We start from the raw sequence: 25,839 nt of genomic DNA, 5'->3' as shown, positions 1-25,839 counted from the left end.
TTCCTGCTTGGCAGAATGCCCGCCGGTATGAAAAGGTATCGGCAGCAACATTCATTCAAGGCAGGATATCGGACATGAAAATCGCGGTGATGGGGGCGGGGGCTGTTGGCTGTTATTACGGGGCGATGTTGGCGCGTGCCGGGCATGATGTAACCCTGATCGGGCGGCCTGCCCATGTTGATGCCGTCAATCGCGACGGACTGCTTTTGGAATTTGGTGGAACACAGCAGTATATTGAAATGAGCGCCAGTTCGGACGCCAGCGCGATTGCCGGTGCAGGTCTGGTTCTGTTCTGTGTCAAATCGACTGATACCAGCGATGCCGGGACGCAGATCAAGCCGTTTCTGACCCCTGATACCATCGTGATGAGTCTTCAGAACGGGGTTGATAATGCCGAACGGTTATCTGCCGTGATCGGCATGCCGGTGATCCCGACGGTGGTCTATGTCGCGACCAGCATGGAAGGTCCGGGGCATGTCAAACATCATGGGCGCGGCGAACTGGTGATCGGCACGTCTGCGCAAAGTGAAAAAGTCGCCGAGGCCCTGCGCCCGGCACATATCCCGGTCGAGATTTCGGACAATGCCGAAGGTGCACTTTGGGCCAAGATGATTTTGAACTGTGCCTATAACGCGTTATCGGCAATATCGCAGATGCCCTACGGCGCGCTGGTGCAGGGCGAAGGCATTTGGGATGTCATGCGCAATGCGGTTGATGAATGCCTTGCGGTGGCCAAGGGATGCGGGGTGACGGTGCCCGGTGACGTCTGGGGTGCGATTGAAAAGATCGCCGAAACCATGCCGGGGCAATATTCATCCACCGCACAGGATCTGGCGCGCGGCAAAACCAGCGAGATCGACTTCCTGAACGGTTATATCGTGCGCAAGGGGACGGAGCTTGGCATTGCAACACCGACCAATCTTGCACTGCATGCGATGACGAAGTTGCGCGAACGCCGGGACTGATCCCGGCATCCGATGAGTCGACCGGTCATTTTCCGGATTGTCCGCGTTATTCCGCCTGCTTGGCCTGTGCCGCGGCGATATCGGGTTTGGGGACCGGCACACCGAGCCGATCACCAAACATCACGATGGCGGCTGCCAGCACGATCAGGAAGGCACCAAACAGGGAAACCGGTTCGGGCAGCAGGCCAAACACCGTGACATCAAGCAGCAGGGCCCAGATCATTGCTGTATATTCGAATGCTGCCAATGTGGATGCGGGCGCACGTGCCAGTGCCTCGGTCATGAAAATATGGGCAAGACCGCCGGTAAGTCCGGCCCCGATCAGCCACATCAGGATTTCAGGCGATGGATCGGCCCAGCCAAACGGCAGGGTCAGCAACCCGCCAAGCGAGCAGATCACGGCAAAATAAAATGCAATCGTGCCTGATGATTCGGTACTGGTCAAGGCCTTGATCTGGACCTTGGCAAAGGCGGTGGTGACTGCCATGGCAAGACCGGCCCCAATGCCGATCAGCACACCTGTATCAATGCCCGGTGTCGAGAATGTCGGCCACAGCATCAGAAACACGCCACCAAATCCGGCAAAGGTCGCGGTGAAGACCGCCATGCCGGGCTTTTCGCGCAACATGATCATCGCGACCGGCAACACCAGAAGTGGGGCAAGGAAGCCAAGTGCGGTGGCGAGGGCGAGCGGCAGATAGGCCAGCGACAGAAACGAAAAGAACATCGACACAAGGCCGAATGTGCTGCGTTTAAGATGACCGAACGGGCGGGCGGTGCGAAGGCCACGCGGAAACTGGCGGCGCCACATCAGATACAGGACAATAGGGATCAGGGCGACGGAGCTTCGCCAGAACATGATTTGCCCGACCGGTGCCTCGAACGAGGCCAGACGCACAAACAAACTCATCACTGCAAACAGACCGGTGGCGGCAAGCCGCAAGCCGATCCCGGACCATACACTGCCCATTTTCGGGATCATCCTGCATTCCGCGGGAAGGATGTCCCGCCAATCAAGCAGTAACCCGAATAAGCCGTGTGAAATACTGAGTTTTTTTCATATCAGGGTGGAGCGAAACTCAGTGGTCGGTGTTGGGATCGCGAACAGTCGATAAATCAACTTGTCATGTGTTCCTGCGCTGCCACCTGGATTTCCGCCTTCGCGGGAATGAGGATTGTGAGTGGGCTATTAGTGATCTTTGCCATCGACTTGATGCGGGGTCAGGCTGCGCGGGTCGACATCGTCAAGGCAATTGACATTGATCGCGGCCATTTTGGCACCGTCGGGCATTTCGCCATAAGCGAAGCTTTGGATGCCGCAGGTTTTGCAAAACTGGTGACTGATCTTTCTGGCATTGAACAGATATTCGGTCAGATTGCTTTCGCCTGATTTCAGCACGAAATTATCGCGCGGCGTGAAGGCCAGGACCGATCCAAGTTTCTGGCAGCGTGAACAATTGCAGGTGATGGTGTGGTCAAGATCGAGTTTGTCGACCGCATAGCGCACGGCACCGCACTGGCAGCCGCCGGTATATGATTTCTCGCTCATGGGTTTCCTCCTGCTGTTCTGTTTATTTGTTACCGGTAATATCCGCCCGGTGTTTTGCCGGTTGCCTTGCGAAACATTGCGATAAAGGCCGAGGTGTTTTCATAGCCGAGATCAAGGGCAACCTCGGTAACCGGTCGATGATGGGCCAGTTTTTCAAGCGCGTAAAGCAGGCGCAGCTTTTGCCGCCAGTCGCGAAACGGCATGCCGGTTTCGCGTTGAAACAGCCGGGCCAAGGTGCGTGACGACGCACCGCAATCACGTGACCATTCATCAAGAGTCCGGTTATCGGACGGATTGGCCTGCAACTGTTCGCAAATGCGCGCCAGACGCAGGTCCTTGGGGGCGGGTAGATGCAGGTTATCGTTTCTGGGTGGTTTTAGCTGATCAAGCAGCACGTGGATCAGCCGACCATCCGAACCGGCTTCGTCATATTCAATCGGGATTTCGGTCGCGGCCCGGATCAGTTCGCGCAGAAGCGGGCTTACTTCCAGTACGGTGCAGCGATCAGGCAATTCAACCGGTGCATTCTTATCGATATAGATATGGCGCGCACGGGTGAAGGTGGCATGGGCGACAGCATGTTCAACACCGGGCGGCACCCAGACCGCACGTTGGGGCGGGACGACCCAGATGCCAGCCGCGGTGGTGACGGTCATGGTACCTTCGATGGCAAAAATCAGCTGATGCCAGTCGTGACTGTGCGCGCCGATACTGTAACCGGCGGGAAGGTCGCTCATGCGGACATAAACCGGGCGCGGCAAATGATCGGGCCGGGGACGGGAATGTTGCGGATATTTCGAGATATCCCGTGATCCATCCATGAGAATGTCCTGTTTGCAATATATGATGGCAGATTATCGCAAGACAGACGTATGCCGCAACGCTAGTTTGAAGACATTCCAATCAAACAGATAAAAGCACGTGCCCCGATTGCCACCGGTTCCGTGCGGGGAGACATCATGTCCAAGGATTTACCACCGGAAACAAGCACCCACGCCGCCCCCATCGAGGTGCCGGGCAATCCCGATCTGTCGGGTGCGGCTGTTGCGCACAAGGGATGGCGCAACCCGGAGGTGCTGCTGATTTTCATGGCGGCGGCGATGCCGCTGTCATTTTCGACCTGGATGGCGCTTTTGAACAACTTTTCGGTCGAGATGGCGGATTTTACCGGCCGCGAGATCGGAATTTTGCAGTCGTTGCGTGAAATTCCGGGCTTTATGGCCTTTACCGCGATTTTTGTGCTGATCATCCTGCGCGAGCAGACCTTTGCGCTGATCTCGCTTCTGGTGCTGGGCATCGGGGTGGCGATTTCGGGCTATTTCCCCACTGTCGTCGGGCTTTATTGCACCACGGTTCTGATGTCGATCGGGTTCCATTATTTTGAAACCATGCAGCAGGCATTGTCGTTGCAATGGGTGAAAAAGGAACGCACCGCGATGGTGATGGGCCGGCAGCTTTCGGCGAAATCGGTCGCATCGCTGGTGATGTTTGGCATTGTCTGGGCGATGCTGGAATTGCTGAATGTTGAATACCGGTATGTGTATCTGTTTGGCGGGGCCTTGACGGTTATCGCCGCTGTATTTGCATGGATGGCGTTTCCGAAATTTGCCGATGCCCACCCGCAGACCAAGAAGCTGATCCTGCGCAAACGTTACTGGCTTTATTACGCGCTGACCTTCATGAGTGGGGCGCGCCGCCAGATTTTCACGGTGTTTGCCGGGTTCCTGATGGTCGAGAAGTTTGGTTATGACGCCGCAACCATCACGCTTCTGTTCCTGTTAAACCATGCGATCAATATGGTTCTGGCACCCAAGATCGGGAAACTGATTGGCAAATGGGGTGAACGCAAGGCGCTGACATTTGAATATATCGGTCTGTTCATTGTTTTTGTGTCTTATGCCTTTGTCGAAAACGACAAGCTGGCCGGGGCGCTTTATGTCATCGATCATCTGTTCTTTGCGATGGCGATTGCGATCAAAACCTATTTCCAGAAGATCGCCGATCCGGCCGATATTTCATCGACGGCCGGTGTAAGTTTTACGATCAACCATATTGCCGCGGTGTTTATCCCGGTGGCGTTCGGGATGTTGTGGCTGATATCGCCATCGGCGGTGTTCCTGTCAGGGGCGGCGATGGCGGCGGTTTCGCTGATCCTGGCGCTGAATGTGCCCCACGATCCGGAACCGGGGAACGAGGTGGTGATGGGGTACAAATCCCACCAGCCGATGTTGCGGCCGGCGGAGTAGAAAGCGGTTCCGTCCTGGCGCAGAATTTCAATCCTGAAAACGCCCGCCATCCTGTGCGGGTGTTTTTGTTTGTGTTTGCCTTGGTATTTTCGCAAAATCTTCAAAACCTGACCAAACGAACAATAATAAATTCGAGCATGAGCATCGCTTCAACAGGAACCAGTCACATGTCACATTTTCGTCCGATCAGTCGCACCTTTGTCGGTCGTGTCCTTGCGGGATCTGTTTTATCCCTGACCGTGGCGCTTGCCAGTGGTACGGCATTGGCCGACAGCACGGTATCGCTGCGCATTCTGGAAACCACCGATATCCATACGCATCTGGTCAATTATGATTATTATCGCGACGGCGAGTCTGACACGGTTGGTCTGGCGAAGGTCGCGACCCTGTTGAAAAATGCCCGGGGCGAAGCGGAAAATGTCGTTCTGATTGATAATGGCGACCTGATCCAGGGCAACCCGCTTGGCGATTACATGGCCAAGCGCCACGGCCTGAAAGAGGGCGAGGTCCACCCGGTTTACAAGGCGATGAACCTGCTGGGTTATGACGCGGCCAATATCGGCAATCACGAATTCAACTATGGTCTCGATTTTCTTGGCAAAAGTCTTTCAGGCGCCAAGTTCCCCTATGTCAGTGCCAATGTCTTTGCCGATGACGGTGACGCTGATGCGGAAAATGACAAACCGTATTTCCAGCCTTATGTGATCCTTGATCGTGAATTTACCGATAGCGACGGCAAAAAGCACAAGGCAAAGGTCGGCGTAATCGGGTTCGTCCCGCCGCAGATCATGCAGTGGGACAAGGCCAATCTCGAAGGGCATGTCGTGACCAAAGACATCGTCGACATGGCCAGAAAATACGTGCCCGAAATGCGCGAAAAGGGTGCGGATATCGTGATTGCGGTGCCGCATTCCGGTCTGTCGACTCTGGCGCGCGAAGGCATGGAGGAAAACGCGACCTTTTACCTGAGTGAGGTTGACGGCATTGATGCCATCCTGTTTGGCCATGCCCATACGGTTTTCCCGTCCGATACCTATGCCGATATTGATGGTGTTGACCTTGCCAAGGGGACGATCAATGGTGTGGCTGCCGTCATGCCGGGCTTTTGGGGTAGCCATCTTGGCGTTATTGATCTGACGCTTTCGGTCAATGATGCCGGTGAATGGAAGGTGACAGACAGCCTTTCGGAAGCACGTCCGATCTATCACCGCGAAGGGCGCGATATCACGCCGCTGGTCGATGCCGATCCGGAAGTGATCGAGGCGGTGAAAGAAGAGCATGAGGCGACAATTGCCTATATGCGCGAAGGTGTCGGTACGACAGCAACGCCGATCAACAGCTTCTTTGCGCTGGTGGCGGATGATCCGTCGATCCAGATCGTGACCAATGCGCAGAAATGGTATCTGGAACGCATCCTGAAGGGATCCGAATATGACGGCATGCCGATCCTGTCGGCGGGTGCACCCTTCAAGGCCGGCGGCCGTGGCGGCCCGGAATATTTCACCGATATCCCCCAAGGCAAGATCGCGCTTAAAAACGTTGCTGATCTTTATATCTATCCCAATACGTTGCGCGCGGTGTTGCTTGATGGTGCGCAGGTGCGTGAATGGCTTGAAATGTCGGCCGTGCAGTTCAATCAGATCGATCCGAACAGCACTGAAGAACAGCCGCTGATCAACGAGACATTCCCGACCTATAACTTTGATGTCATCGACGGGGTCAATTACCAGATCGATGTGACACAGCCCGCGCGCTATAACGCATCGGGCGAAGTGGTGAACAAGGATGCGCACCGCATTATCAACCTGACCTATGATGGCAAGCCTGTTGCCGATGATCAGGATTTTGTTGTGGCGACCAACAATTACCGCGCAAGCGGCGGCGGTAATTTCCCGGGACTGGACGGATCGACCATCATTATCGAAGCCCCGGATGAAAACCGAACGGTTCTGGCGAATTACATCCTTGAGGAAAAGGAAATCGATCCGAAGGCCGATGGCAACTGGAGCCTGGCACCAATCGGTGAGGCATCCAAGGTAACGTTCGTGACGAGCCCCAAGGCATCGTCGGCCCTGAATGCGCCCGACAATATCAGCTTTGTCGGCGAGGATGAGGCGGGCTTTGCCCAATATGTCCTTCAGTCGAAATAGGATCGCCTAATCGCAAAAGAAAAAGCCGCCCGTCGAAAGAGGGCGGCTTTTTCATTCGGCGTTTACCGGCTGGTCTGATTGACCGGCGGAAACCGTTATTTTTTGGCGCCGTGCGACATATGCGGTGCATTCGGGCGGCCCGGAACGTTCCGCGGGCCATCTTCGCGCGGGTTTTTCCCGTTCAGATAAGCAGCAGCGCAATGCTCGTCACAATAGGGTTTGCCGGGCACAATTTTTTTGCCGCAGAAATGGAAATCTTCATCGCCCGGGTCGCCAAACGGCCAACGGCACATGCCGACACCCAGATCAAAGATACTGATGCCTTTGCTTTGTACCTTGGGTGCGGGGGCCTTTTTCGGCTCGCTTTCTTCGGCGCGACGCTGGATCGGGGAGGGGCGCTTGGGCAGGCCAAGGCGGTGAGCCTTGCCGACGACGGCGTTTTTGCCAACACCCAGTTCTTCACCGATGCGTGCTGTGGTCCAGCCCTGATTCCAGAGCGAGGTCAGCAATTCAATCTTTTCCGGCGTCCAGCTCATTTCGAGTATATTCCGTGTTTCTTTGTCTGCCCGGTGGAAAATCCATAGGCAGGTGCTTATTGTCCGAAGTCAAACAGGGATACAGACGTATCCGCTAATATCACGCGGCGCAAGGGTCTTAGCCATTTCGGGCCAGTTTGCCGACCGGCTTTGCGCACGCGGAAAGATGCGCAATTTGCATGACAGCGCGTCAATGTAAAGGGGAGATCGTCATTTGACATGGTTTTTCGTTTCGGTTGTGGTCTTTATGGCGGGGCATATCGTGCCCGGTCTTTTGCGTGGCGGGATCACGGCAAGGATCGGTCATAGGGCCTATATCGTAACGTTCTCGATCACGTCGCTGTTCCTATTGGGATGGGTGATTTATGAAGTGCAGAATGCAGACTTCATTGCGCTCTGGCCCTACGAAATCTGGCAAAATCACGTGACAATAACACTGATGCTGCCCGCCTGTATTTTGTGGGCAACGGCAATTATTCAACCCTGTCCGCTGTCGATCGGACGAAAAAAGGGCTTTGATCCGGCACATCCCGGGATCAACCGGTTTACGCGCCATCCGTTGCTTTTGGGCATGATGTTGTGGGGGCTTGGTCATATCCTGCCCAATGGCGATTTGGTGGCGTTCATGTTCTTTGGCGGGGCGACGGTTTTTGCTATTGCGGGGTTCTGGCGGATGGAAAAAATCCGCGTCCGACATATGGATGATGCGGAATATAAGGCAATCCTTGACGGGACTCGGCGGTTTGACCTGACGGGAATTGCCAAGGGGGCGTTTGGCTGGCGCGATATCGTGTTGGGGATCGGACTTTATATCGTCATCCTGTGGGCTCATCCCCATGTGATCGGAGTTGATCCCTTAGCCACAATGGGCGGCTGAGCAGCGGTGTCGGGCATATCGCGCTTGCGCGAAGCGATGCAGAAAAACTCGCGGCAATGCTTGAAGTTCCAGAATATCATTGGGATACTGGGCTGCCAATTGTCCGCCCCGGACAGATTATTTCTGCGAGGTGTTATGACGTCTCCTGAACTTGCGACCAATCTTGCCCGTTTTGCCGAAATGGAAGGCCGACATCCCAGATTGCTTTTGGCGACGGCATCTTCGGTGGAAGAATCCCATCACAAGCATGTCGCAACCCTGTTTGCCGATGGCGGGTTTGACGTTGATATCGCACCGAAAAATTCCGATGCACAATCGATTGCCCGTCAGGCTGTTGATTGCGATGCCGATATTCTGGTTCTGATCCGCTTGTCACTGACAGCCGAAGACCGGGTGGGGGTTGCCGATGTGATATCGTCCTTGGCCGCGCTTGATGCGGAATATATCAAATTCGGCATCGTCGGAAAAACCGACGATCCGGCGCGCGACAATGTTGATTTTGTCTTCGATCTTGAACATCTGGGCACAGAGGATTGCGAAGCGCTGGTCGGGTACATCCTTGAGATTGAAGAAGACCGGGTTGCGCAACATATATAACGGACCGGTATCGTGGTTCTGGCGCGTTCCGGCGGATTTGAAGCAATGATTTTGAAACCCTTTGGGGGCATAATGGTTGTCTTGCGGTAAAGGCAATCAAACCATAGCGGGAATGATGAATGGGAATGCTAAAGGAGACGCTGCTGCGCGTTTTCGTTGGAAAACGCGGACGGGAGGCCCTGAAGGCCTATAGCGATGCGCAGTCCCTGCAATTGAATGATCCCGATATGGCCGCCCGCACCGCTGCCCAGGCCAAACAGGCACGCCGGATCGAAGACCGGGCGATGGCCTATCAGGAAAGCGGCATGTCCTTTGACGAGGCCCGGGCCCAGGCCCTGGCCGAGACCCTGACAGAATCATCAAGTGATCCGCAGACAGCGATCCTGAAGGCACTGGAAGAAGCCGATGCCAAGATCGGCAAAAAGAAAAGCCGGATGCCGAGCGCAGCCGATGATCAGCGCGCCAAGCTGATTTCCGAGGCGCTCAGCGCGATGCGCACCAAGCAGGAAGACCTGGACAAGCTTGACCCGGAACTGCGTGCCAAGCTGACCCTGATGGCGGTCGGCGCACTTATGGGCGGTCCGCCGACCAAACAATAAGTCAGGCGTTTCCGCGCGGAACAAATCGACAAATCCCTATCTGAAAATATTGCGATGAAGACCGGTCGTGAGCTGGCAATATTCCGGTTCGTTATCGGCGGTCAAAAAGCCGTGTCGGATCAGGAAATCGATGATCACCAGCGCACAGTTGAATTTGAAATCGAAACTTTTGCGTACGATTTCGGCGACTTCGGCCAGCGGAAGCAGTTCGAAACGTTCGACCTCGCCATCGGCACATTGCGGGACGAAATCGGCGGGCAGTTCCAGATCGTAATTGACCATCACATCGGGTTTTAGCCCTTCGTTGGTTTCATACAGATAGGAAATGGTGCCGACCGGCTTCAGATTCCGGGAAAGGGTTTCGGGAATGGCGGCTTCTTCGGTGCATTCCTTGATCATGTTTTCCTGAAAGCCAAGACCGGCGGGCTGTCCGCCGGCGACCATGTTATCGAGCATGCCGGGATAGGTCGGTTTGTCCTTGGCGCGATGGGCGACCCACATATGGATGTCGTTACCCTTGCGCACATAACCGTTCATATGCACGCCCCAGGACCGGAACCCGAAATAGGGCATGGCGGATCGATCAAGCTGGCATAGGGGATCATGGCCCAGTGTCGGGCGGATATCGAACCGTTCACCATGGAGGCGACGGATCACACCCTTGTCGCGCAGTGCTCTGGTCGCGGTATCGAGCACGCGGTTGCGGTCATCAAGATTGACGATATGCGGCGCGAAACAGAATTCACCATTGTCGTCGCGCACAAAGTCGGACCCCAGCGATACAAGGGCTGTGGCGAAGTCCGGACGTAGCGCCCCCATCGACATTCCGTTGATGCGGAACGGCACATAGCGTGCCGGATTGGCGTTGTTGCAGGCTTTGATATGGTCAAGATAGGTCAAGGCGGGCTCCGTCGGTTGGGGCGCGCTGCAACACGATCATATTGCAGCGCCGCGACCCGAACAGACTAAGCGTCCAAGACCTAAGCGCCAAGTGCCGAGTTGGAATATCCCTTTTCCGAGGTCAGGACCGTATTCACATGCACGATCTGACGCAGGCACCGGGCGATATGTTCGGCAACCTTGGTTTCAAGTTGCTGTATCTGGATATCGATCTGCAATTCGCTGAAACCGGCATGGCCGTCGGCGACGGTGGAATGCCAGCTTGCGGGGACAAGATTGCGTTTGGAGAACAGTTCAAGAACACGCGGCATCACATCGGGTTCTGCGGCGGCGTGAACGGCGAAACAATAAACGGATTTGGTCGGCTGCGCGCTTTCAAGCGGCGCGAGAAAGGCATGATCGGTCATGACAATGCACACACATTTTCATTGTATCCAAAAGGCGAAAAGACACGTCCCGGGGTCCTCAGACCACCGGGCTGGTAATTCGCGTAATGGCAACGATGAAAAGGCGGCGGTTGTTCATGAAAATGTTCTTGAACGTTCGGGGCCGTTATCCCGGATGGCTAACGGCCGATTAAATGACGAAGCGCGTTACAAAAAAGATCAGAGGATCAGAAGCGATGCAATCAGAGCCAGAATGGTGCCAGCAAACAGGATTTCCATCGAACGGGCAATCTGCTGTTCACGGGCAACGGCGATAGCAACGGCTTTGCGCTTATTCATCATTTTTACTCCGTCTTATGACAGGTATCTTTAAATGCACCGTATGGCGCACTGTTGAAATATATGCAGGCATATGGTCCCGATACAAGTGCTGTCCTTTGAAAATCGTCAAAAAACTTTCAACCTGATGGAAAAGGCCAGCTTTTCTGTATCGAATTTGGTCACAAATAACCAAAGGTTGATGGTGCGCTGCATAAAAACGTCAGAATCGGGAAGCCGGACCGGCTCAGTTACTGCCGATTCCCGCGATGCTGCGATGCTGCGCCGCGACGGCGGTCCCGCTGACGGTGGTTTGATAGTCGGCAATCGGACGGGGATGACCGAACTTGTATCCCTGAACCGCATCGCAATCATTGGCCGTCAGGAAGGCGACCTGATCCTCGGTTTCAACCCCTTCGGCGATGACTTCGAGTTTAAGGTCGCGGCCCAGATTGATCACGGCACGGACAATCGCCACCGCTTGTTCGCTTGCCATCAGTCTTGCGATGAATGACTGATCGATCTTGATACGGTCGACCGGGAAGTTCTGCAGGGTTGCGAGTGACGAATAGCCGGTCCCGAAATCATCCATCGCGATCCGAACGCCAAGAGCCTTGATTTCGGTCAGAATTTTGCGTGATCTGGACGCATTGTGGATCAGGGCGGTTTCGGTGATTTCCAGCTCAAGCCGTTCCGGAGCCAGTCCGGTTTCGTCAAGGATACCGGCGACTGTCTGAGCCAGATCAAGGTTCTGCAACTGAACTGCGGACAGATTGACCGCGATACCAAGCGGGTTGGTCCAGGTTACGGCCTCTTCGCAGGCCTTGCGCATAACCCATTCACCCAGCGGATTGATCAGGCCGGTTTCCTCGGCAATCGGGATGAAGCGCGATGGCGGTACCTGACCGAGTTCGGGGTGATGCCAGCGCAGTAATGCCTCGAAACCTATGATCTTGCTGCTGTGGGCATTGCATTGCGGCTGATAATGCAGTTCGAGTGCGTTTTCATCCATTGCATGGCGAAGGGCACCGGAAAGCTGACGTTTGTATCGGTATTCATCATCCATTTCCGGCGAGAAGAAAACCAGATGATTGCCGCCGCCCTGCTTGACCCGGTACATCGCCAGATCGGCGTGGAACATGATGCTTTCGATATCATCGCCATCATCAGGGAAATGCGCGATGCCGACACTTGCTGCGATCCGGGCCGAATTGCCGGGATTGATAAATACGGGAACGCTCAGACAATCAAGAAGCGCCTGTGCCTTGTTCTGTGCGGTCGCGATCATGCTGCCCGGGTCGGGATTGTCATGCACGATCAGTGCAACGAATTCATCCCCGCCGACACGGGCAAAAATCACGTTATCCTCGATCAGTTTGCCGATCCGTTCGCCGACTTCGCGAAGCGCGTGATCACCTGCGATATGGCCATAGGTGTCGTTCAGTTCCTTGAAATGATCAAGATCGATACACAGAACCGAAACCGGATTTCCGGTGACACGCGACTGTTCCAGTGCCAGCGCAAGACGATCATGGAAAGTGGCCCGGTTCAGAAGCTTGGTCAGGGCGTCATGTTCCGCGAGATACCGGATATGACGTTCCGCCTCGTAACGTTCGCGCAAATCGCGAAGGGCGTAAATCACCGCATCTTCGGAAAATTCGTCGGCAGGCAGATCGCGGCGGATCACTTCAACCGGTATCGTATGGCCGGGACTGAGCGCCAGACTGGTTTCGGTGTAATGTTCGGCCCCATCGCGAAACGCAGGAGAGGCATCAGGCAGCCACGTTTCGATAAAATCGACCCCCGATATTGTTGCTGTTTCGCCCTTGATCATCTTCAGGAAGCTGTGATTGGCATCGACGATAATACCATTCTGGGTCATCACCAGCGCCTCGATCGCTGAATCGCCAAAGATGCGCATTCGCGCCGAGGCATTTTCGCGCAATTGCCGGTCAATCATCGCCATGACAAAGCCGATCCCGATGACAAGGGTGGCAACTATGGCAACGGCAAGCGCCAGACTGCTTTGCGAAATGATCTGTGCCGGGACGGGGATGGTTGGATCCGGGGTGATGATCAATGCGCCCATGGCGCTGAAATGCATGGTGACAATGGCGACGGTCAGCCCGATTTTGCCATAGGTCTTTTCACGCCTCGTCTGGGCTTTTCCCGCGATCAGCAGCGTGACCATACCAAATGCAGCCCCCATCAGAATGGCGGCGAAGACAATATCCATATGCCAGCTTATGACACCTGGAACCCGCATTGCAGCCATCCCGGTGAAATGCATTGCCGAGATACCGAGTCCAACGACAAGACCACCGACCAGACGTGCCGGAACAAGGTTTTGTTTCGCAACCCCGGGAATGGTAAAGCCGATGAAGGTTGCAACAATCGCAATCAAAAGCGACAGGATGGTCAGACCGGGATTATAGCCAACCGGCAAAACCGGGTCGTAGGCCAGCATTGCAACGAAATGGGTTGCCCAGATTGCACAACCGGTCACCACACCGGTCAGGAACAGCCAGCTCAGTTTTTGCTGAAGGCGTCCGACGCATGCGCGGCTATAAAGGTTGAATGCCGTATGCACCCCGCCAAGGCACAGCAGGACGGCAATCAGAACCAGCCACGGGTCATGCTGTGTGGTCAGGCAATCGAGAACTCTATACATCCACTCGCCGTTCGGAAATCTGTCTTGGGGATGATCGTTAGATATCAGCTTACAAGGAGATTATCTAATGTAATTCTGGTTATCACGATCATGAACCTGTCGAGCATGCGTTTTTTAAAATGCTACCATGAAACATAGGTACGAAGCGCACGCGCAACCAGACTTGAAGACAAATGAATTAAACGTTCCGCCTAGCGAATGGTGAGGTCGGTAATGCCGATTTCCCGAGCCGGTTGCCCAGGCCGGGTGAAGGTTACCTCACCGCGATAGGCTCCTGCGGGCCAGCGATCACCGGGGCGGTTGATATTGACGTAAAACCACTTGGCGCGCGGGCCGTTATCATTTTCGACGTTTATGGTGAAATCACGATGGCCGCCGATGCCGTTCGGGCCATCCATACGCAGGCGGATGACATCGCCATTGGCCGCCCCGATCAGATAGGCCCAGAAAAACAGGCCAGGGCTTGAGGCGGGCAGTTCGCTGCTTTTGCCATAGCCGCGCTTGATATCGGTTGCATTGGGTTTGGCTGACGAAAATCCCGACGCGTAAAGCGTTATGGCGCGATAGGACATCTGTTCCTGCGCGGCCTCGGTCCAGAGAACGGCGTTATTGGCATTGCAATCCTGCGGGGCGACAGCACCCATTGGCGTGCCGCTGAACGGATCAATAAGCTGGTTATCCTTGCGCAGGTTGAAATGCAGATGCGGGAAGGTGGCCTGTCCGGACATGCCGATCAGCCCGATTGTCTGGCCGCGTTCGACCGTATCGCCCTTTTTTACCGCCAGTGATCCGCGGCGCAGATGGCAATACTGGCTTTGCCAGCCGTCTTCATGGTTGATCAGAATGCCGTTACCGCATTCAATCCCCTTAAGCGAATCCCCGACCAGTCGGCCGGCGTCGATATCCTCGACCCCGTCACGGGTGGCAATCACAGTGCCGGCGGCAACCGCGTTGACGGCAACGCCGCCAATCATGGTAGCTTCGTCAGGGATGGAAAAATCTGTGCCGCGATGGCCTTCATAGGTGGTGGTGCCACAGGCAAAATCACGAATTTCGGGGCCGGGATCATGGTCGACATAATGGACCACATCACACTGGCCATAGGGGCAATCGACCGGCAGATCAAATGGCGGGCCATCCGCGCGGGCGATGGTCGCGAACGGCACGAGGATCAGGACCCCGAACAAACCTGCCGCAATACATCCTGTCGCCTGCCCCATCAAATCCTCCTGCCGGTGCCCTGTACCGTCGGTTTTGAAACCGCTTTTGACAGGACTGCTTCGTCACACATCCTTCATCTAACATAATGGTGATGGACTTGCGATGGGCAAGGTACTGTATTGTTTCAATATCATCGACTATGACCATAAAGACACAATCGTCGTCACCACCCTGGTATTTGGCAGGAACATGATGGACCAACAGGCCGGGCTTTTAAGGTTGGGTATCTTTGCCGCCATCCTTGTCGTGATGGCAATGTGGGAGGCGTTCATGCCTTATCGTCCGGCGGGTGGGTTGCGCAACCCAGGGCGGTGGCTGACCAATTTTGGTTTGCTGTTGATGGGGGCTGCATTAACCCGTTTCACCATCGGGGCCGCGATGATTGCCGCGGCCATTCTGGCCGGACTGCAGGGCTGGGGCGTGATCAATCAGGCCGAGGAATTGATGAGCCTACCCGGGTGGCTGAGTGGCCTGATTGCAATCGTCGCACTTGATTGTGCGGTTTACTGGCAGCACCGCCTGACGCATATCGTGCCGGTTTTCTGGCGGTTCCACAGGGTGCATCATTGCGATATCGAATTTGATGTCTCGACCGCGGTGCGGTTTCATCCGTTCGAAATTGTCGCATCAGCGATTTATAAATCGGCTTTTGTGATCCTGCTGGGGGCTGATCCGTGGGCGGTGGTGATTTATGAAAGCATGCTAAGCGGATTTGCGCTGTTTAATCACGGCAATGTTCATTTGCCCGGCGGGTTTGACCGGTTATTGCGCCGATTGATTGTAACGCCCGATATGCATCGGGTGCATCATTCCAGCCTGATGCGCGAAACCAACAGCAATTACGGAAATATCCTGTCGGTTTGGGACCGGCTGTTTGTCAGTTATGTCGACCATACCAAGACCAATGATCATGACATGCAGATCGGACTTAAGGAATTTCGCGACAAACGCAGTCAAAGCCTTTGGTCGGTATTATGGATGCCGTTTCGCCGGTCTTGATGTAATCGTCGCCTATTCCCCGACGATACCGCGCACAACCATAGCGGATGCCACCAGCGAACGGCGACCATCATCCTTGCCCCCCAGATAGGACCGTTCGGTAGCGGTGCGCAGCTGCAGGGCCAATTCGGGATCAAGGCCGGTAAAGAAATCACGGATCAGGCTGTGCGCACCCAGAAGCGACTGCCAGTAATCCTCGAAATCCAGAAAATCCATGCGTATCGACAGGGTTGCGGTATCGACATCACGCAAACCGGCATCGGACCAAAGATCAAACAGGGCGTCTTCGCTTTGATAGGGGATGTCGAAAATCCTGCTGCGCAATTCATCGCCTGATGGATAGGCGATCACGGCCGCGGCATCGAGAAACAGGCGGATAAAGGATAATCCCCCGGCACGATCCCAGACACTTGCTGCAATCCGCCCGCCCGGTTTGGTGACGCGAACCATTTCCGAAACAGCACCCGCCGGACCTTCCAGATCGTTTAACAGCAATTGCGAAAAGGCGGTGTCGAAACTGTCATCGCCAAACGGCAGGTTGCTGGCATCCCCGGTTTCAAAGCTGACATTGGGGGCGGCGCTAAGCAACGCTTCGGACAGGTAATCCGGGATCAGATCGACCCCGACAATGCGTGCCTTTGGGTACCGCGTGGCGGCGGCGAGTGTGAGGCTGCCGGTACCGCAGCCGACATCAATCAGCGAACCGCAGGAGGGTGCCGCAACAAAATCAAGGAAGTTGCGCGATAGGCGGCGGCTCCATCGGCCCATGGCGATTTCATAGATGTCGGCAGTGGTCGCATTCATGGACGTTTTCCGCAATTTGTTGTTCTGAGGGGCAGTTTGCACCGTGACGGTGCAGGACGGAAGTCCCCATTTGGGCAGTTCCGCCGGATATGGCAAGCCTGTGAAATTACCCTGTTCAACCAATTACCCATTGCCGAAAAAAGAAAACGCGAAATAATATTGCGAATGCTGCGGCGCAAAAATAAATCAGAAGTCAGACGCAGCGATCAGAAACAGGCAAGGAAAGTCAGGAAATGAGAGAGATGAACGGACTGGAAGGGCTGTATCTTGAGGATATCGAGATCGGCATGGTCGGAAGTTACGCCAAAACCGTGACGGAAACCGATATCGTGATGTTTGCCGGATTGTCCGGCGATACCAACCCGGTTCATCTTAATCAGGAATTTGCCGAAACCACGATGTTTGAAGGCCGCATTGCGCATGGCATGTTGTCAGCCGGTTTCATTTCAACCGTGCTGGGTACGCGTCTTCCGGGGCCGGGCACGATTTACCTATCGCAGAATTTGCAGTTCAAGGCACCGGTCCGTATTGGCGATACTGTGACCGCAAAGGTTACGGTGCGCGAGATCATCGCGCCCAAGCGTCGGGTGGTTCTGGAAACCAACTGTTATGTTGGCGATAAATGCGTGATCGCGGGCGAGGCGATGGTGATGGTGCCATCGCGCGCCGCAGCCTGACAACAGGAAGACACCCGCAAAGAAAAGCTGGCGCGACGGACATCGCGCCAGCATCCGGATCAGGAAACCCCATAGGCACGGGGGCGGGGTGCAGCTTTGCCCGAGGCGGTGACGCTGATCCGGCGTCTGATGGCGGTCAGCAGTCCGACCACGGCGAAACATCCGACAAGCATGCCCATATCGTGATAGATCGCGCGGTATCCGAACGCATCTACCCATGGCTGACTGATCAGCGGGGATAGAAACTGGCCGATAAAGATGCTGGCAGTCAGCACCCCGGCAACGCGACCACGGATGGATGGTGGGGCGACCGCCATGGCACCGGCCATCATGTTCGAAATCACCATGCCCAATCCCAACCCGGTCAATCCGATGGAACCGGCAATGCCGAAATAATCCTGGGTCAGGGCGATCAGGTTCATGCCCACTGCCATAATGCCAAAACCAATGGCAAACAGGGCCGGGATAGTGAAGTGACGCCGCAGACGTCCGTAATTAAGTGATGCGATGGCCGATGCCAGTGGCAATAGGCCCATGGCAAGACCGGTGCCGCTGGCGGGCGCAATGCCGAGTTTTTCGATATAGAATGGCATCTGGGTCGGGATCAGGTAGAAGGCCGTGCTGTTAAGGGCGGCTATCAGGCAGAATAATGCGACCAGCAGGATATCGCGCCGGGTGACATCATCTGCGGGAACGTGTCCAGGTTCGTGCCGGACCGGTTCGGGTTCATACAATACTTTCAGAACCGCCGGGATCAGCAGGAAGGCAATGGCATAGACCGCAAAGGGGCTGCGCCAGTGCAGTTCGGTCAAAACACCGCCGCCGGCAATAAAAACCAGCCCGCCAAGCCCGGTGAAGGCAACCTGATATCCCATGAAGCGGTCGCGCATATCACCGCTGAAATAGTCGCCGACAAGGGCGGTGGCGGTGGTCATGGTTCCCGCAACCGCAAGACCAAGCAACGCCCGACCGATCAGAAGGCCAGACAGGCTGTCGGCAAACAGGCCCGATGCACCGGCGGTTCCATAGAGCAGAAGCGACACCAGAAGCAGCGGTTTGCGCCCGATCCGATCCGCAATCGCCCCGGCAAAGGGCGCACCGATGGAAACGAACAGGCCGGGCAGTGTCAGGACAAGGCGGCTGAGCATCACGACATTTTCATGATTGGCAAAGCGGGCTTCGATCCCCGGAAGCGATGTCGCGATCAGCGCGCCCGACATGATCGTCAGCGACGCCAGAAGCAGCATGGTGATCCGGATCGAAAGGCTTGGTGTTTCGGTTGGCATATCTTGCTGGCGTGTTAGGGGCTGGTCAGTCACAGGGCAGTCTCCGATCGGTTTGATTGGCGCGAGGCAGGCCGGGGTTCCGTGTGGTGGTGCAAAAGGTTCTGATCGCTTACCGGTATTGGTTGAAACCCCTTTGTCGGGGGGGGGCGTGACAATGATCCTGCATCCTGAAGTAAAGTTGAGGTCAAGGGGTAAAACAGCGCGATTTTTTAAAAATCTGCGACCACAATGATCCGGGCGCATAGCAGCAGCCAGACGCTTTTTGTCGGAAAAGTCTTTACGCTTCGGGCTTGCGCGCTTTATAGCTGCCCGCTGGACTGTGCGGATATGCGATCTGCCGGCATGATGACGAGCAAAAAAGAGAGACCGGCGCGGATGCGCGTTTTTCGATCTTTTGACAATCTGGGTAATGACGCGCGTGGCGCGGTTGTCGCGATTGGCAATTTTGACGGCCTTCATCTGGGCCATCAGACGTTGCTTGATCATGCGCGCAAGATCGCTCGCGATCTGAATGCACCGCTGGGCATTCTGACGTTCGAACCTCATCCCCGGATGCTGTTCCGCGCAGGCGAACCCGAATTCCGTCTGACATCGGCCGATGACCGGATTACGGCGGCGTCCGATCTGGATATCGATCTGTTTTTCGAAGCCGAGTTTAATCGCGATTTTGCCGCGATGAGCGCCGAAGAGTTTATCGAACGCATTCTGGTGAATGGACTTGGTGTGCGCCATGTCGTTGTCGGTTGGGACTTCTGCTTTGGCAAGGGCCGGGCGGGAAATGTCGATCTGCTGCGTGAAATCGGCGAAAAATCCGGTTTCGGGGTGACGGCGATCGAGGCGGTTACGCATGATAACGGGATCATCTATTCCTCGACCGCGATCCGGCAGGCATTGCGTGAAGGCCGCCCGCAGGATGCGACCCATTTGCTGGGGCGCCCGTGGGAAGTTGCCGGTGTGGTGATCAAGGGCGATCAGCGCGGCCGCACGATTGGTTTTCCGACCGCCAATGTCGCACTTGGCAATCATCTGCGTCCGAAATTCGGTGTTTATGCCGTCGAGCTTGGCCTGATATCGGACGAAAATGATGAAACCGTCGAACGCTGGATCGACGGAGTCGCAAATATTGGTGTGCGCCCCAGCTTTGGCGGGGATGTGGATGCCGGGCTTGAAGCCCACCTGTTCGATTTCGATCAGGACATCTATGGCCGTCGCGTTCGCGTGCGTTTGCACGGCTTTATCCGGGGCGAACAGAAGTTCGACGGGCTTGACGCACTGAAAGCCCAGATCGCTGCGGATGTGATTGCCGCCAAAGAGATTCTCGGCAAGATTTGAAATTGTTGTCGAACCCGTTATGATCCGCGCGCCTTTACGGGGGCAGCCAGTATCACCGGGGGTTCGCCCTTGTAATTTGTTTAAAGACGACAGGACCGTCACGATGAGTGTCGAATACAAAAAGACCGTTATCCTGCCCAAGACCGATTTTCCGATGCGGGCGGGTTTGCCAAAGATGGAGCCGACCCTGCTGGAACAGTGGGCGAAAGAGGACCTCTATGGCAAAATTCGCGGTATTTCGGCGGATCGTGAAATGTTTGTCCTGCATGATGGCCCGCCCTATGCCAACGGCCACCTGCATATTGGTCATGCACTCAACAAAATCCTGAAAGACGTGATCACCCGTTCGCAGCAGATGCTGGGCAAGAACGCGGTTTATGTTCCGGGCTGGGATTGCCACGGCCTTCCGATCGAATGGAAGATCGAAGAACAGTACCGTGCCAAGGGCAAGAACAAGGATGATGTTCCCATCGCCGAATTCCGCAAGGAATGCCGTGATTTCGCCCAGAAATGGCTTGATATCCAGCGCGAGGAATTCAAACGTCTTGGCGTGATGGGCGACTGGGACAATCCCTATGTCACCATGGATTACAAGGCCGAGGCATCGATTGCCCGTGAACTTGGCAAATTCCTGATGAACGGCTCGCTCTATATGGGCTCTAAGCCGGTCATGTGGTCGGTGGTTGAAAAGACCGCGCTGGCCGAGGCCGAGGTCGAATATCACGACCATACCAGCAAAACGATCCATGTCCGGTTCCCGGTTGTTTCATCCAAGGTTGAAGCCCTTTCCGATGCGACGATCCTGATCTGGACCACGACCCCATGGACGATCCCGGGCAACCGTGCGATTTCGTATGGGGCCGAGATCGACTATGTCGTGATCGAAGTGACCGAAACCGCCGAGGAAGCCTGGGCCAAGGTCGGTGAGAAAATGGCGATCTGTGCCGATCTGGTCGAAGACGTTTGCAAAAACGGCCGCATCACCGGACATAAGGTTGTCGGCAATTTCAAGGGTTCCGACCTTGAAGGCACCGTTGCCGCCCATCCGTTCCGCGGTGAGGGTTATGAATTTGATGTGCCGCTTCTGGCGGCTGATTATGTCACGACCGATACCGGTACCGGCTTTGTCCATACCGCGCCGACACACGGCCCGGACGATTACCAGACCGGTCTGAAATACGGTCTTGAAGTGCCGGAAATGGTTGATGGCGACGGGGCTTATTACCCGACCGTGCCGCTGTTTGCTGGCAAACGCATCTATGATGAAAACGGCAAGGAAGCCGATGCCAATGAGGCGGTCATCGCCAAACTGATCGAAGTTGGCGCATTGCTGTCGCGCGGGCGTCTGAAGCACTCCTATCCATGCTCGTGGCGGTCCAAGGCTCCGATCATCTATCGCACCACACCGCAATGGTTCATTTCCATGAAGGATAATGACCTGCGTGAAAAGGCACTTAAGGCGATTGATGAAACCCGCTTCGTGCCGGAAGCCGGTCGCAACCGTTTGCATTCGATGATTGCCAACCGCCCGGACTGGTGCGTTTCGCGCCAGCGTGCGTGGGGTGTGCCGATTACGGTGTTCATCAATAAAAACACCCGTGAACCGCTGCGTGATCAGGGGGTACTTGACCGTGTGTACGAAGCATTCTGTGCTGAAGGTGCCGATGCGTGGTTCACGCGCGATGCGCAATATTTCCTGGGCGACAAATATGATGCCAAGGATTTCGAACAGGTCACCGATGTTCTTGACGTCTGGTTTGATTCCGGTTCGACCCATGCCTTCGTGCTTGAAGAACGCCAGGACCTTAAATGGCCGGCCGACCTTTATCTTGAAGGGTCGGATCAGCATCGCGGCTGGTTCCATAGCTCTTTGCTGGAATCGTGCGGAACGCGCGGCCGTGCGCCGTATGACGCGGTCCTGACACACGGTTTCGTTCTGGACGGCGAAGGCCGCAAGATGTCCAAGTCGCTTGGCAACATCATTGCACCGCAGGAGGTCATCAACAAACTGGGTGCAGATATCCTGCGTCTTTGGGTGGTCAGTTCCGACTATCACGATGACCTGCGCATCAGCCACGAGATCATCGAACGTCATTCGGACATCTATCGCCGCCTGCGCAACACGCTGCGTTTCCTGCTGGGCAACCTTGATGGCTTTACCGAGGCGGAAAAGGTTGCGGACAGCGAATTGCCGGAACTGGAACGCTGGGTCCTGCATCGTCTGAGCAAGCTTGACGATCTGGTGCGTAAAACCACGGCAGATTATGATTTCCATACGATGTTTATTGAGCTGCATAACTTCTGCGCGCTTGATATGTCGGCCTTCTATCTTGATATCCGCAAGGACGCGCTTTATTGCGACGCGCCAAGCAGTGCCAAACGCCGTGCGGCACGTACGGTTATGGACCGCGTGTTTGACTGTCTGGTGCGCTGGCTGGCACCGGTTCTGTGCTTTACCGCGGACGAGGCATGGCGCGCCCGTTATGGTGCCGACAGTTCGGTCCATTCCGAAACCTTCAACACGGTTTCGGATGGCTGGAAGAACGAGGCACTGGCTGCCAAGTGGGAAAAAATCCGCAAACTGCGCCGTGTCGTGACCGGGGCACTGGAACTTGAACGTGCGGAAAAACGCATTGGCGCCAGCCTTGATGCCGCACCGAAGGTCTATGCGACAGCGGAATATGTCGAAGCGCTTAATGGCCTTAATCTTGCCGAAATCGCCATCACATCTGATGTCGAACTGATCACCGGCGATGCGCCCGAAGGGGCCTATACCCTCGAGGAAGTTGCAGGCGTTGGTGTGGTTCCGGCATTGGCCGAGGGCGAAAAATGCGAACGTTGCTGGCAGACATTGCCCGAAGTCGGCAGCCATCCGGTGCACAAAACCGTGTGCCTGCGCTGTGCCGATGCCGTAGATGAAATGGGGATTGAGGCCGCCGAATAAGGCGGCCCTTTTCCGGTCCGGGTCTTTCCATCCGGAAGACCTTGTTCAGGCAAGACAGAAAGAGTGTTGATGAAACATCGTGCCTTTGTCTTTGGACTGGTTGTTATTGCGGTGGTCTTCGTCGTCGACCAGTGGACCAAGCAGCTTGCGATTGACGGATTATCAAACCCGCATCGCGTGATCGAAGTCACGCCGTTCATGAATTTCCTGCTGGCATGGAACAGTGGCGTTTCGTTCGGCCTGTTTCAAGGGCAGGCCCCATGGGTCATGATTGCGGCGACGGCAGCAATCACCATTGGTTTCCTGATCTGGATGTGGCGGACGCGCGACCGGTTGCTGGGTATTGCGCTGGCACTGGTGATTGGCGGGGCGGTCGGCAACCTTGTTGACCGGTTGCGTCACGGGGCGGTAACCGACTTTATCGACATGCATGTTGCAGGTTATCATTGGCCGGTTTTCAATATCGCGGACAGCGCAATTACGATTGGTGCAGTCCTGCTGTTGATCGATTCCCTGTTTGGCGGTAAAAAATCATCCAGGTAATTTTTGATCCGGCATTTCGATGCCGGAGACTGAGTGGTAAAGAGGCATCAATGGCCCGGAAACTATCGACATCGATTTTCAAAGTTGCGCTGCTGGGCGGGTTGGCACTTGCCGTGTCCGGTTGTGAATCAACGCGTGAAACGTTCGGTCTGAACAAAACGGCCCCGGACGAGTTTCAGGTTGTTTCCCGTGCTCCGCTGAGCCTGCCGCCTGATTTCACACTGCGTGTTCCCGAACCGGGCGCACCACGCCCTCAGACCGGTACGACCACCGATCAGGCGCGTCGTATCCTGACTGGTGAGGATCCCGATGCGGTCAAGCGCGATATCACCGATGGCAATCGCAGCCAGGGGCAGATTGCCCTGCTGTCACAGTCGGGCGCGCAATATGCCGATCCGGCAATCCGCACCACGGTTGATCGCGAAACCTCGATCTTTATCGAAGAAAGCGACAGCGTCGTCGACAAGCTGATCTTCTGGCAGGACAAGCCGGAATTCGGAACCCAGGTCGACGCCGAAGCCGAAGCCAAACGCATCCGCGATCAGCAGGCATTGGGTGAGTCGGTTTCCGAAGGTGAAACACCGGTCATCGAACGCCGTCAGAAAGGCTGGCTCGAAGATATTTTCTAGAGCGTGACGGTCACATTCCGGTGAAATTTTCCGGAAATAGAACAAAATTCGAATTATGGCAGGGCGCGGTCTTTCCGCGCCCTTGTTCTGTCATATTCAGTTCTTAATCAAAAACTTGTCCGTTGCCGTATAGATCAGGCACCCTGCCTGTTTCTGGCGATCCTGCTTATAGCATTGGGATGACATAATGACATTTCCGACCCGATCCCCGATTTCGTTGTTTGCGCGCGGGCCGATTGGCCTGCTTGCCGCAATTCTGATGATCTTAAGCCCCCATCTTGCCGGGGCGGCGGTTTTCAGTCCGCAAACCATGACCCTTGATAACGGTATGCAGGTCGTGCTGGTGGAAAATCACCGTGCTCCGGTCGTGACCCATATGGTCTGGTATAAGGTCGGTTCCGCCGACGAGACCGAGGGCGTATCGGGGATCGCCCATTTCCTTGAACATCTGATGTTCAAGGGCACCAAGGACATTGCCCCGGGTGACTTTTCCAAGATCGTTGCCCGCAATGGCGGCAATGATAATGCGTTCACCAGTTGGGATTACACCGGCTATTTTCAAAATATTGCCCGCGACCGGCTTGAAATGGTCATGAAAATGGAAGCCGACCGGATGCAGAATTTGCAGCTTACCGATGATGTGGTGCTGCCTGAGCGCGACGTGATCATCGAAGAGCGCAGATCACGGATTGATAATAATCCCGGTGCTTTGCTTGGCGAACAGATGCGTGCTGCCCTTTACATGGCGCATCCCTATGGCCGTTCGATCATTGGCTGGCTCAATGAAATGGAAACGCTCGGCACCGACGACGCGCTGGCGTTTTATCACAAATGGTATGCACCCAATAACGCCATTCTGGTTGTCGCCGGCGACATCACAATGGATCAGCTTAAACCACTGGCCGAAAAATATTACGGTGCCATCCCAGCAGGTGATGTTGCGACCCGCCATCGGGTCAAGGAACCGACCCAGCATGCCCCGCGCAAGGTAACGCTGACCGATCCGCGTGTCGGGCAGGCATCCATGTCGCGTTATTATCTGGCACCATCCTATAACAGCGAAAATGCCGATCAGGCCGCCCCGCTTGAAGTGTTAAGCGAAATCCTTGGATCTGGCACGACCAGCCGGTTCTTCAGATCGCTTGTGGTCGATCAGTCGATTGCGACCAGTGCCGGAACGTTCTACGATCCGGTTGCGGTCGATCTGGCAAGCTTCGGGCTTTATGCCGTGCCACGCGATGGTGTCGAACTGGCCGATCTTGAAAAGGCGGTTGATGCCGAAATTGCCAAGGTTGTCGAAAATGGCGTGACCGAGGAAGAACTGGCGCGTGCCAAGCAGAAGCTTCTAGATAGTGCAGTGTTTGCCCGTGATTCCCTGTCGGCTGCTGCCCGCACCCTGGGCGAGGCACTGGCGGTTGGTTTGACCGTCGATCAGGTGGAAAGCTGGCCGGACCGGATCAATGCCGTGACGATCGAGCAGGTCAATGCGGCTGCGAAATCCGTGTTTGACGACAAACGTTCCGTTACCGGCTGGTTGCAACCGCCCGAAGGCGGCCCGGTCAGCGGAATGCCGACCGCCCCGGTCATCGGCGAGCAGGAGGTGCATTGAT

General features: G+C 55.5%; 24 protein-coding genes. 13 read left to right on the top strand and 11 right to left on the bottom strand.

Translation table 11 applies throughout. From position 1 onward, the window contains the following. The first annotated feature begins 74 nt into the window (after positions 1 to 74). Complete coding sequence (locus tag R1T41_RS04635; protein ID WP_317340286.1) at positions 75 to 965, top strand: 2-dehydropantoate 2-reductase; 891 nt, start codon at positions 75 to 77, stop codon at positions 963 to 965. A gap of 46 nt (positions 966 to 1,011) precedes the next feature. Here R1T41_RS04635 and R1T41_RS04630 read toward each other — a convergent pair whose 3' ends face one another. The 3 genes from R1T41_RS04630 to R1T41_RS04620 form a co-directional block, all read right to left on the bottom strand. Next, positions 1,012 to 1,935 (bottom strand): DMT family transporter, encoded by a 924-nt coding sequence (locus R1T41_RS04630; protein ID WP_317340284.1) that lies wholly within the window; start codon positions 1,933 to 1,935, stop codon positions 1,012 to 1,014. Positions 1,936 to 2,154: 219 nt separating this feature from the next. After that, complete coding sequence (locus R1T41_RS04625; RefSeq protein WP_317340283.1) at positions 2,155 to 2,514, bottom strand: GFA family protein; 360 nt, start codon at positions 2,512 to 2,514, stop codon at positions 2,155 to 2,157. Between the two features lie 29 nt (positions 2,515 to 2,543). Further along, complete coding sequence (locus tag R1T41_RS04620) at positions 2,544 to 3,335, bottom strand: helix-turn-helix transcriptional regulator (protein ID WP_317340281.1); 792 nt, start codon at positions 3,333 to 3,335, stop codon at positions 2,544 to 2,546. 138 nt (positions 3,336 to 3,473) lie between these two features. Here R1T41_RS04620 and R1T41_RS04615 point away from each other — a divergent pair, with 138 nt between their 5' ends. Together R1T41_RS04615 and R1T41_RS04610 are read left to right on the top strand one after the other, a co-directional pair. Beyond that, entirely contained in the window at positions 3,474 to 4,760 is a 1,287-nt protein-coding gene (locus tag R1T41_RS04615) for an MFS transporter (protein ID WP_097052071.1), read from the top strand. A gap of 167 nt (positions 4,761 to 4,927) precedes the next feature. Further along, complete coding sequence (locus tag R1T41_RS04610) at positions 4,928 to 6,910, top strand: bifunctional 2',3'-cyclic-nucleotide 2'-phosphodiesterase/3'-nucleotidase (protein WP_209220409.1); 1,983 nt, start codon at positions 4,928 to 4,930, stop codon at positions 6,908 to 6,910. A 95-nt stretch (positions 6,911 to 7,005) separates the two neighbouring features. On the opposite strand, the gene R1T41_RS04605 is transcribed toward R1T41_RS04610, so the two are convergent. Further along, entirely contained in the window at positions 7,006 to 7,446 is a 441-nt protein-coding gene (locus R1T41_RS04605; protein ID WP_062948182.1) for a GcrA family cell cycle regulator, read from the bottom strand. 214 nt (positions 7,447 to 7,660) lie between these two features. Here R1T41_RS04605 and R1T41_RS04600 point away from each other — a divergent pair, with 214 nt between their 5' ends. From R1T41_RS04600 to R1T41_RS04590, 3 genes are all read left to right on the top strand, one after another. After that, entirely contained in the window at positions 7,661 to 8,323 is a 663-nt protein-coding gene (locus R1T41_RS04600) for an NnrU family protein (protein ID WP_317340278.1), read from the top strand. A gap of 135 nt (positions 8,324 to 8,458) precedes the next feature. Next, positions 8,459 to 8,920, top strand: a complete 462-nt coding sequence (locus R1T41_RS04595) for a methylmalonyl-CoA mutase (protein WP_317340276.1) — start codon at positions 8,459 to 8,461, stop codon at positions 8,918 to 8,920. A 119-nt stretch (positions 8,921 to 9,039) separates the two neighbouring features. After that, positions 9,040 to 9,519: a hypothetical protein gene (locus tag R1T41_RS04590; protein ID WP_062948176.1), complete on the top strand. Its 480-nt coding sequence runs from the start codon at positions 9,040 to 9,042 to the stop codon at positions 9,517 to 9,519. Positions 9,520 to 9,555: 36 nt separating this feature from the next. On the opposite strand, the gene R1T41_RS04585 is transcribed toward R1T41_RS04590, so the two are convergent. From R1T41_RS04585 to R1T41_RS04565, 5 genes are all read right to left on the bottom strand, one after another. Continuing rightward, entirely contained in the window at positions 9,556 to 10,419 is an 864-nt protein-coding gene (locus R1T41_RS04585; RefSeq protein ID WP_317340275.1) for an NUDIX hydrolase, read from the bottom strand. A gap of 80 nt (positions 10,420 to 10,499) precedes the next feature. Beyond that, positions 10,500 to 10,826, bottom strand: coding sequence for a hypothetical protein (locus R1T41_RS04580; RefSeq protein WP_062948496.1), 327 nt, complete (start codon positions 10,824 to 10,826; stop codon positions 10,500 to 10,502). A 198-nt stretch (positions 10,827 to 11,024) separates the two neighbouring features. Then, complete coding sequence (locus tag R1T41_RS04575; protein WP_256376265.1) at positions 11,025 to 11,147, bottom strand: hypothetical protein; 123 nt, start codon at positions 11,145 to 11,147, stop codon at positions 11,025 to 11,027. Positions 11,148 to 11,370: 223 nt separating this feature from the next. Beyond that, complete coding sequence (locus R1T41_RS04570; RefSeq protein WP_317340274.1) at positions 11,371 to 13,794, bottom strand: EAL domain-containing protein; 2,424 nt, start codon at positions 13,792 to 13,794, stop codon at positions 11,371 to 11,373. 191 nt (positions 13,795 to 13,985) lie between these two features. Next, a complete protein-coding gene (locus R1T41_RS04565) occupies positions 13,986 to 15,014 on the bottom strand; it encodes a M23 family metallopeptidase (protein WP_317340272.1) in 1,029 nt (342 codons plus the stop codon). A gap of 103 nt (positions 15,015 to 15,117) precedes the next feature. Here R1T41_RS04565 and R1T41_RS04560 point away from each other — a divergent pair, with 103 nt between their 5' ends. Continuing rightward, positions 15,118 to 16,014, top strand: a complete 897-nt coding sequence (locus R1T41_RS04560; RefSeq protein ID WP_317340271.1) for a sterol desaturase family protein — start codon at positions 15,118 to 15,120, stop codon at positions 16,012 to 16,014. A gap of 12 nt (positions 16,015 to 16,026) precedes the next feature. Here R1T41_RS04560 and R1T41_RS04555 read toward each other — a convergent pair whose 3' ends face one another. Beyond that, positions 16,027 to 16,818 (bottom strand): class I SAM-dependent methyltransferase, encoded by a 792-nt coding sequence (locus R1T41_RS04555; protein WP_317340269.1) that lies wholly within the window; start codon positions 16,816 to 16,818, stop codon positions 16,027 to 16,029. A gap of 242 nt (positions 16,819 to 17,060) precedes the next feature. On the opposite strand from R1T41_RS04555, the gene R1T41_RS04550 reads away from it, so the two are divergent. Beyond that, positions 17,061 to 17,495 carry a MaoC family dehydratase gene (locus tag R1T41_RS04550; protein ID WP_082832855.1) on the top strand — a complete coding sequence of 145 codons (435 nt, stop codon included), beginning with the start codon at positions 17,061 to 17,063 and terminating at the stop codon, positions 17,493 to 17,495. Between the two features lie 59 nt (positions 17,496 to 17,554). Here R1T41_RS04550 and R1T41_RS04545 read toward each other — a convergent pair whose 3' ends face one another. Continuing rightward, complete coding sequence (locus R1T41_RS04545) at positions 17,555 to 18,814, bottom strand: MFS transporter (RefSeq protein WP_317340266.1); 1,260 nt, start codon at positions 18,812 to 18,814, stop codon at positions 17,555 to 17,557. 342 nt (positions 18,815 to 19,156) lie between these two features. On the opposite strand from R1T41_RS04545, the gene R1T41_RS04540 reads away from it, so the two are divergent. The 5 genes from R1T41_RS04540 to R1T41_RS04520 all read left to right on the top strand — a co-directional run bounded on the left by R1T41_RS04540 (position 19,157) and on the right by R1T41_RS04520 (position 25,838). Further along, complete coding sequence (locus R1T41_RS04540) at positions 19,157 to 20,113, top strand: bifunctional riboflavin kinase/FAD synthetase (RefSeq protein ID WP_317340265.1); 957 nt, start codon at positions 19,157 to 19,159, stop codon at positions 20,111 to 20,113. 103 nt (positions 20,114 to 20,216) lie between these two features. Further along, on the top strand, positions 20,217 to 23,057 hold the full coding sequence (gene ileS / locus R1T41_RS04535; RefSeq protein ID WP_317340263.1) for an isoleucine--tRNA ligase: 2,841 nt from the start codon (positions 20,217 to 20,219) through the stop codon (positions 23,055 to 23,057). A 69-nt stretch (positions 23,058 to 23,126) separates the two neighbouring features. Continuing rightward, the gene (gene lspA / locus R1T41_RS04530; RefSeq protein ID WP_317340261.1) at positions 23,127 to 23,600 is read left to right on the top strand and encodes a signal peptidase II; all 474 of its coding nucleotides are present in this window, start codon (positions 23,127 to 23,129) and stop codon (positions 23,598 to 23,600) included. Between the two features lie 50 nt (positions 23,601 to 23,650). Next, positions 23,651 to 24,229, top strand: coding sequence for a DUF3035 domain-containing protein (locus tag R1T41_RS04525; protein WP_062948159.1), 579 nt, complete (start codon positions 23,651 to 23,653; stop codon positions 24,227 to 24,229). 187 nt (positions 24,230 to 24,416) lie between these two features. Continuing rightward, positions 24,417 to 25,838, top strand: a complete 1,422-nt coding sequence (locus R1T41_RS04520; RefSeq protein ID WP_114109616.1) for a M16 family metallopeptidase — start codon at positions 24,417 to 24,419, stop codon at positions 25,836 to 25,838. Position 25,839 lies beyond the last annotated feature (1 nt).

This window comes from Thalassospira lucentensis (genome assembly GCF_032921865.1).
Taxonomy (GTDB): domain Bacteria; phylum Pseudomonadota; class Alphaproteobacteria; order Rhodospirillales; family Thalassospiraceae; genus Thalassospira; species Thalassospira lucentensis_A.
This window is presented reverse-complemented; position numbering and strand designations above follow the sequence as displayed.

Bases quoted from the DNA above. Each gene is read 5' to 3' on its own strand.
- R1T41_RS04605 (WP_062948182.1), bottom strand. From the start codon at position 7,446: ATGAGCTGGACGCCGGAAAAGATTGAATTGCTGACCTCGCTCTGGAAT.
- R1T41_RS04625 (WP_317340283.1), bottom strand. From the start codon at position 2,514: ATGAGCGAGAAATCATATACCGGCGGCTGCCAGTGCGGTGCCGTGCGC.
- R1T41_RS04615 (WP_097052071.1), top strand. From the start codon at position 3,474: ATGTCCAAGGATTTACCACCGGAAACAAGCACCCACGCCGCCCCCATC.
- R1T41_RS04575 (WP_256376265.1), bottom strand. From the start codon at position 11,147: ATGATGAATAAGCGCAAAGCCGTTGCTATCGCCGTTGCCCGTGAACAG.
- R1T41_RS04590 (WP_062948176.1), top strand. From the start codon at position 9,040: ATGGGAATGCTAAAGGAGACGCTGCTGCGCGTTTTCGTTGGAAAACGC.
- lspA (WP_317340261.1), top strand. From the start codon at position 23,127: ATGAAACATCGTGCCTTTGTCTTTGGACTGGTTGTTATTGCGGTGGTC.
- R1T41_RS04570 (WP_317340274.1), bottom strand. From the start codon at position 13,794: ATGTATAGAGTTCTCGATTGCCTGACCACACAGCATGACCCGTGGCTG.
- R1T41_RS04620 (WP_317340281.1), bottom strand. From the start codon at position 3,335: ATGGATGGATCACGGGATATCTCGAAATATCCGCAACATTCCCGTCCC.
- R1T41_RS04525 (WP_062948159.1), top strand. From the start codon at position 23,651: ATGGCCCGGAAACTATCGACATCGATTTTCAAAGTTGCGCTGCTGGGC.
- R1T41_RS04550 (WP_082832855.1), top strand. From the start codon at position 17,061: ATGAACGGACTGGAAGGGCTGTATCTTGAGGATATCGAGATCGGCATG.
- R1T41_RS04610 (WP_209220409.1), top strand. From the start codon at position 4,928: ATGTCACATTTTCGTCCGATCAGTCGCACCTTTGTCGGTCGTGTCCTT.
- ileS (WP_317340263.1), top strand. From the start codon at position 20,217: ATGAGTGTCGAATACAAAAAGACCGTTATCCTGCCCAAGACCGATTTT.
- R1T41_RS04560 (WP_317340271.1), top strand. From the start codon at position 15,118: ATGGGCAAGGTACTGTATTGTTTCAATATCATCGACTATGACCATAAA.
- R1T41_RS04580 (WP_062948496.1), bottom strand. From the start codon at position 10,826: ATGACCGATCATGCCTTTCTCGCGCCGCTTGAAAGCGCGCAGCCGACC.
- R1T41_RS04520 (WP_114109616.1), top strand. From the start codon at position 24,417: ATGACATTTCCGACCCGATCCCCGATTTCGTTGTTTGCGCGCGGGCCG.
- R1T41_RS04630 (WP_317340284.1), bottom strand. From the start codon at position 1,935: ATGGGCAGTGTATGGTCCGGGATCGGCTTGCGGCTTGCCGCCACCGGT.
- R1T41_RS04635 (WP_317340286.1), top strand. From the start codon at position 75: ATGAAAATCGCGGTGATGGGGGCGGGGGCTGTTGGCTGTTATTACGGG.
- R1T41_RS04595 (WP_317340276.1), top strand. From the start codon at position 8,459: ATGACGTCTCCTGAACTTGCGACCAATCTTGCCCGTTTTGCCGAAATG.
- R1T41_RS04565 (WP_317340272.1), bottom strand. From the start codon at position 15,014: ATGGGGCAGGCGACAGGATGTATTGCGGCAGGTTTGTTCGGGGTCCTG.
- R1T41_RS04555 (WP_317340269.1), bottom strand. From the start codon at position 16,818: ATGAATGCGACCACTGCCGACATCTATGAAATCGCCATGGGCCGATGG.
- R1T41_RS04540 (WP_317340265.1), top strand. From the start codon at position 19,157: ATGCGCGTTTTTCGATCTTTTGACAATCTGGGTAATGACGCGCGTGGC.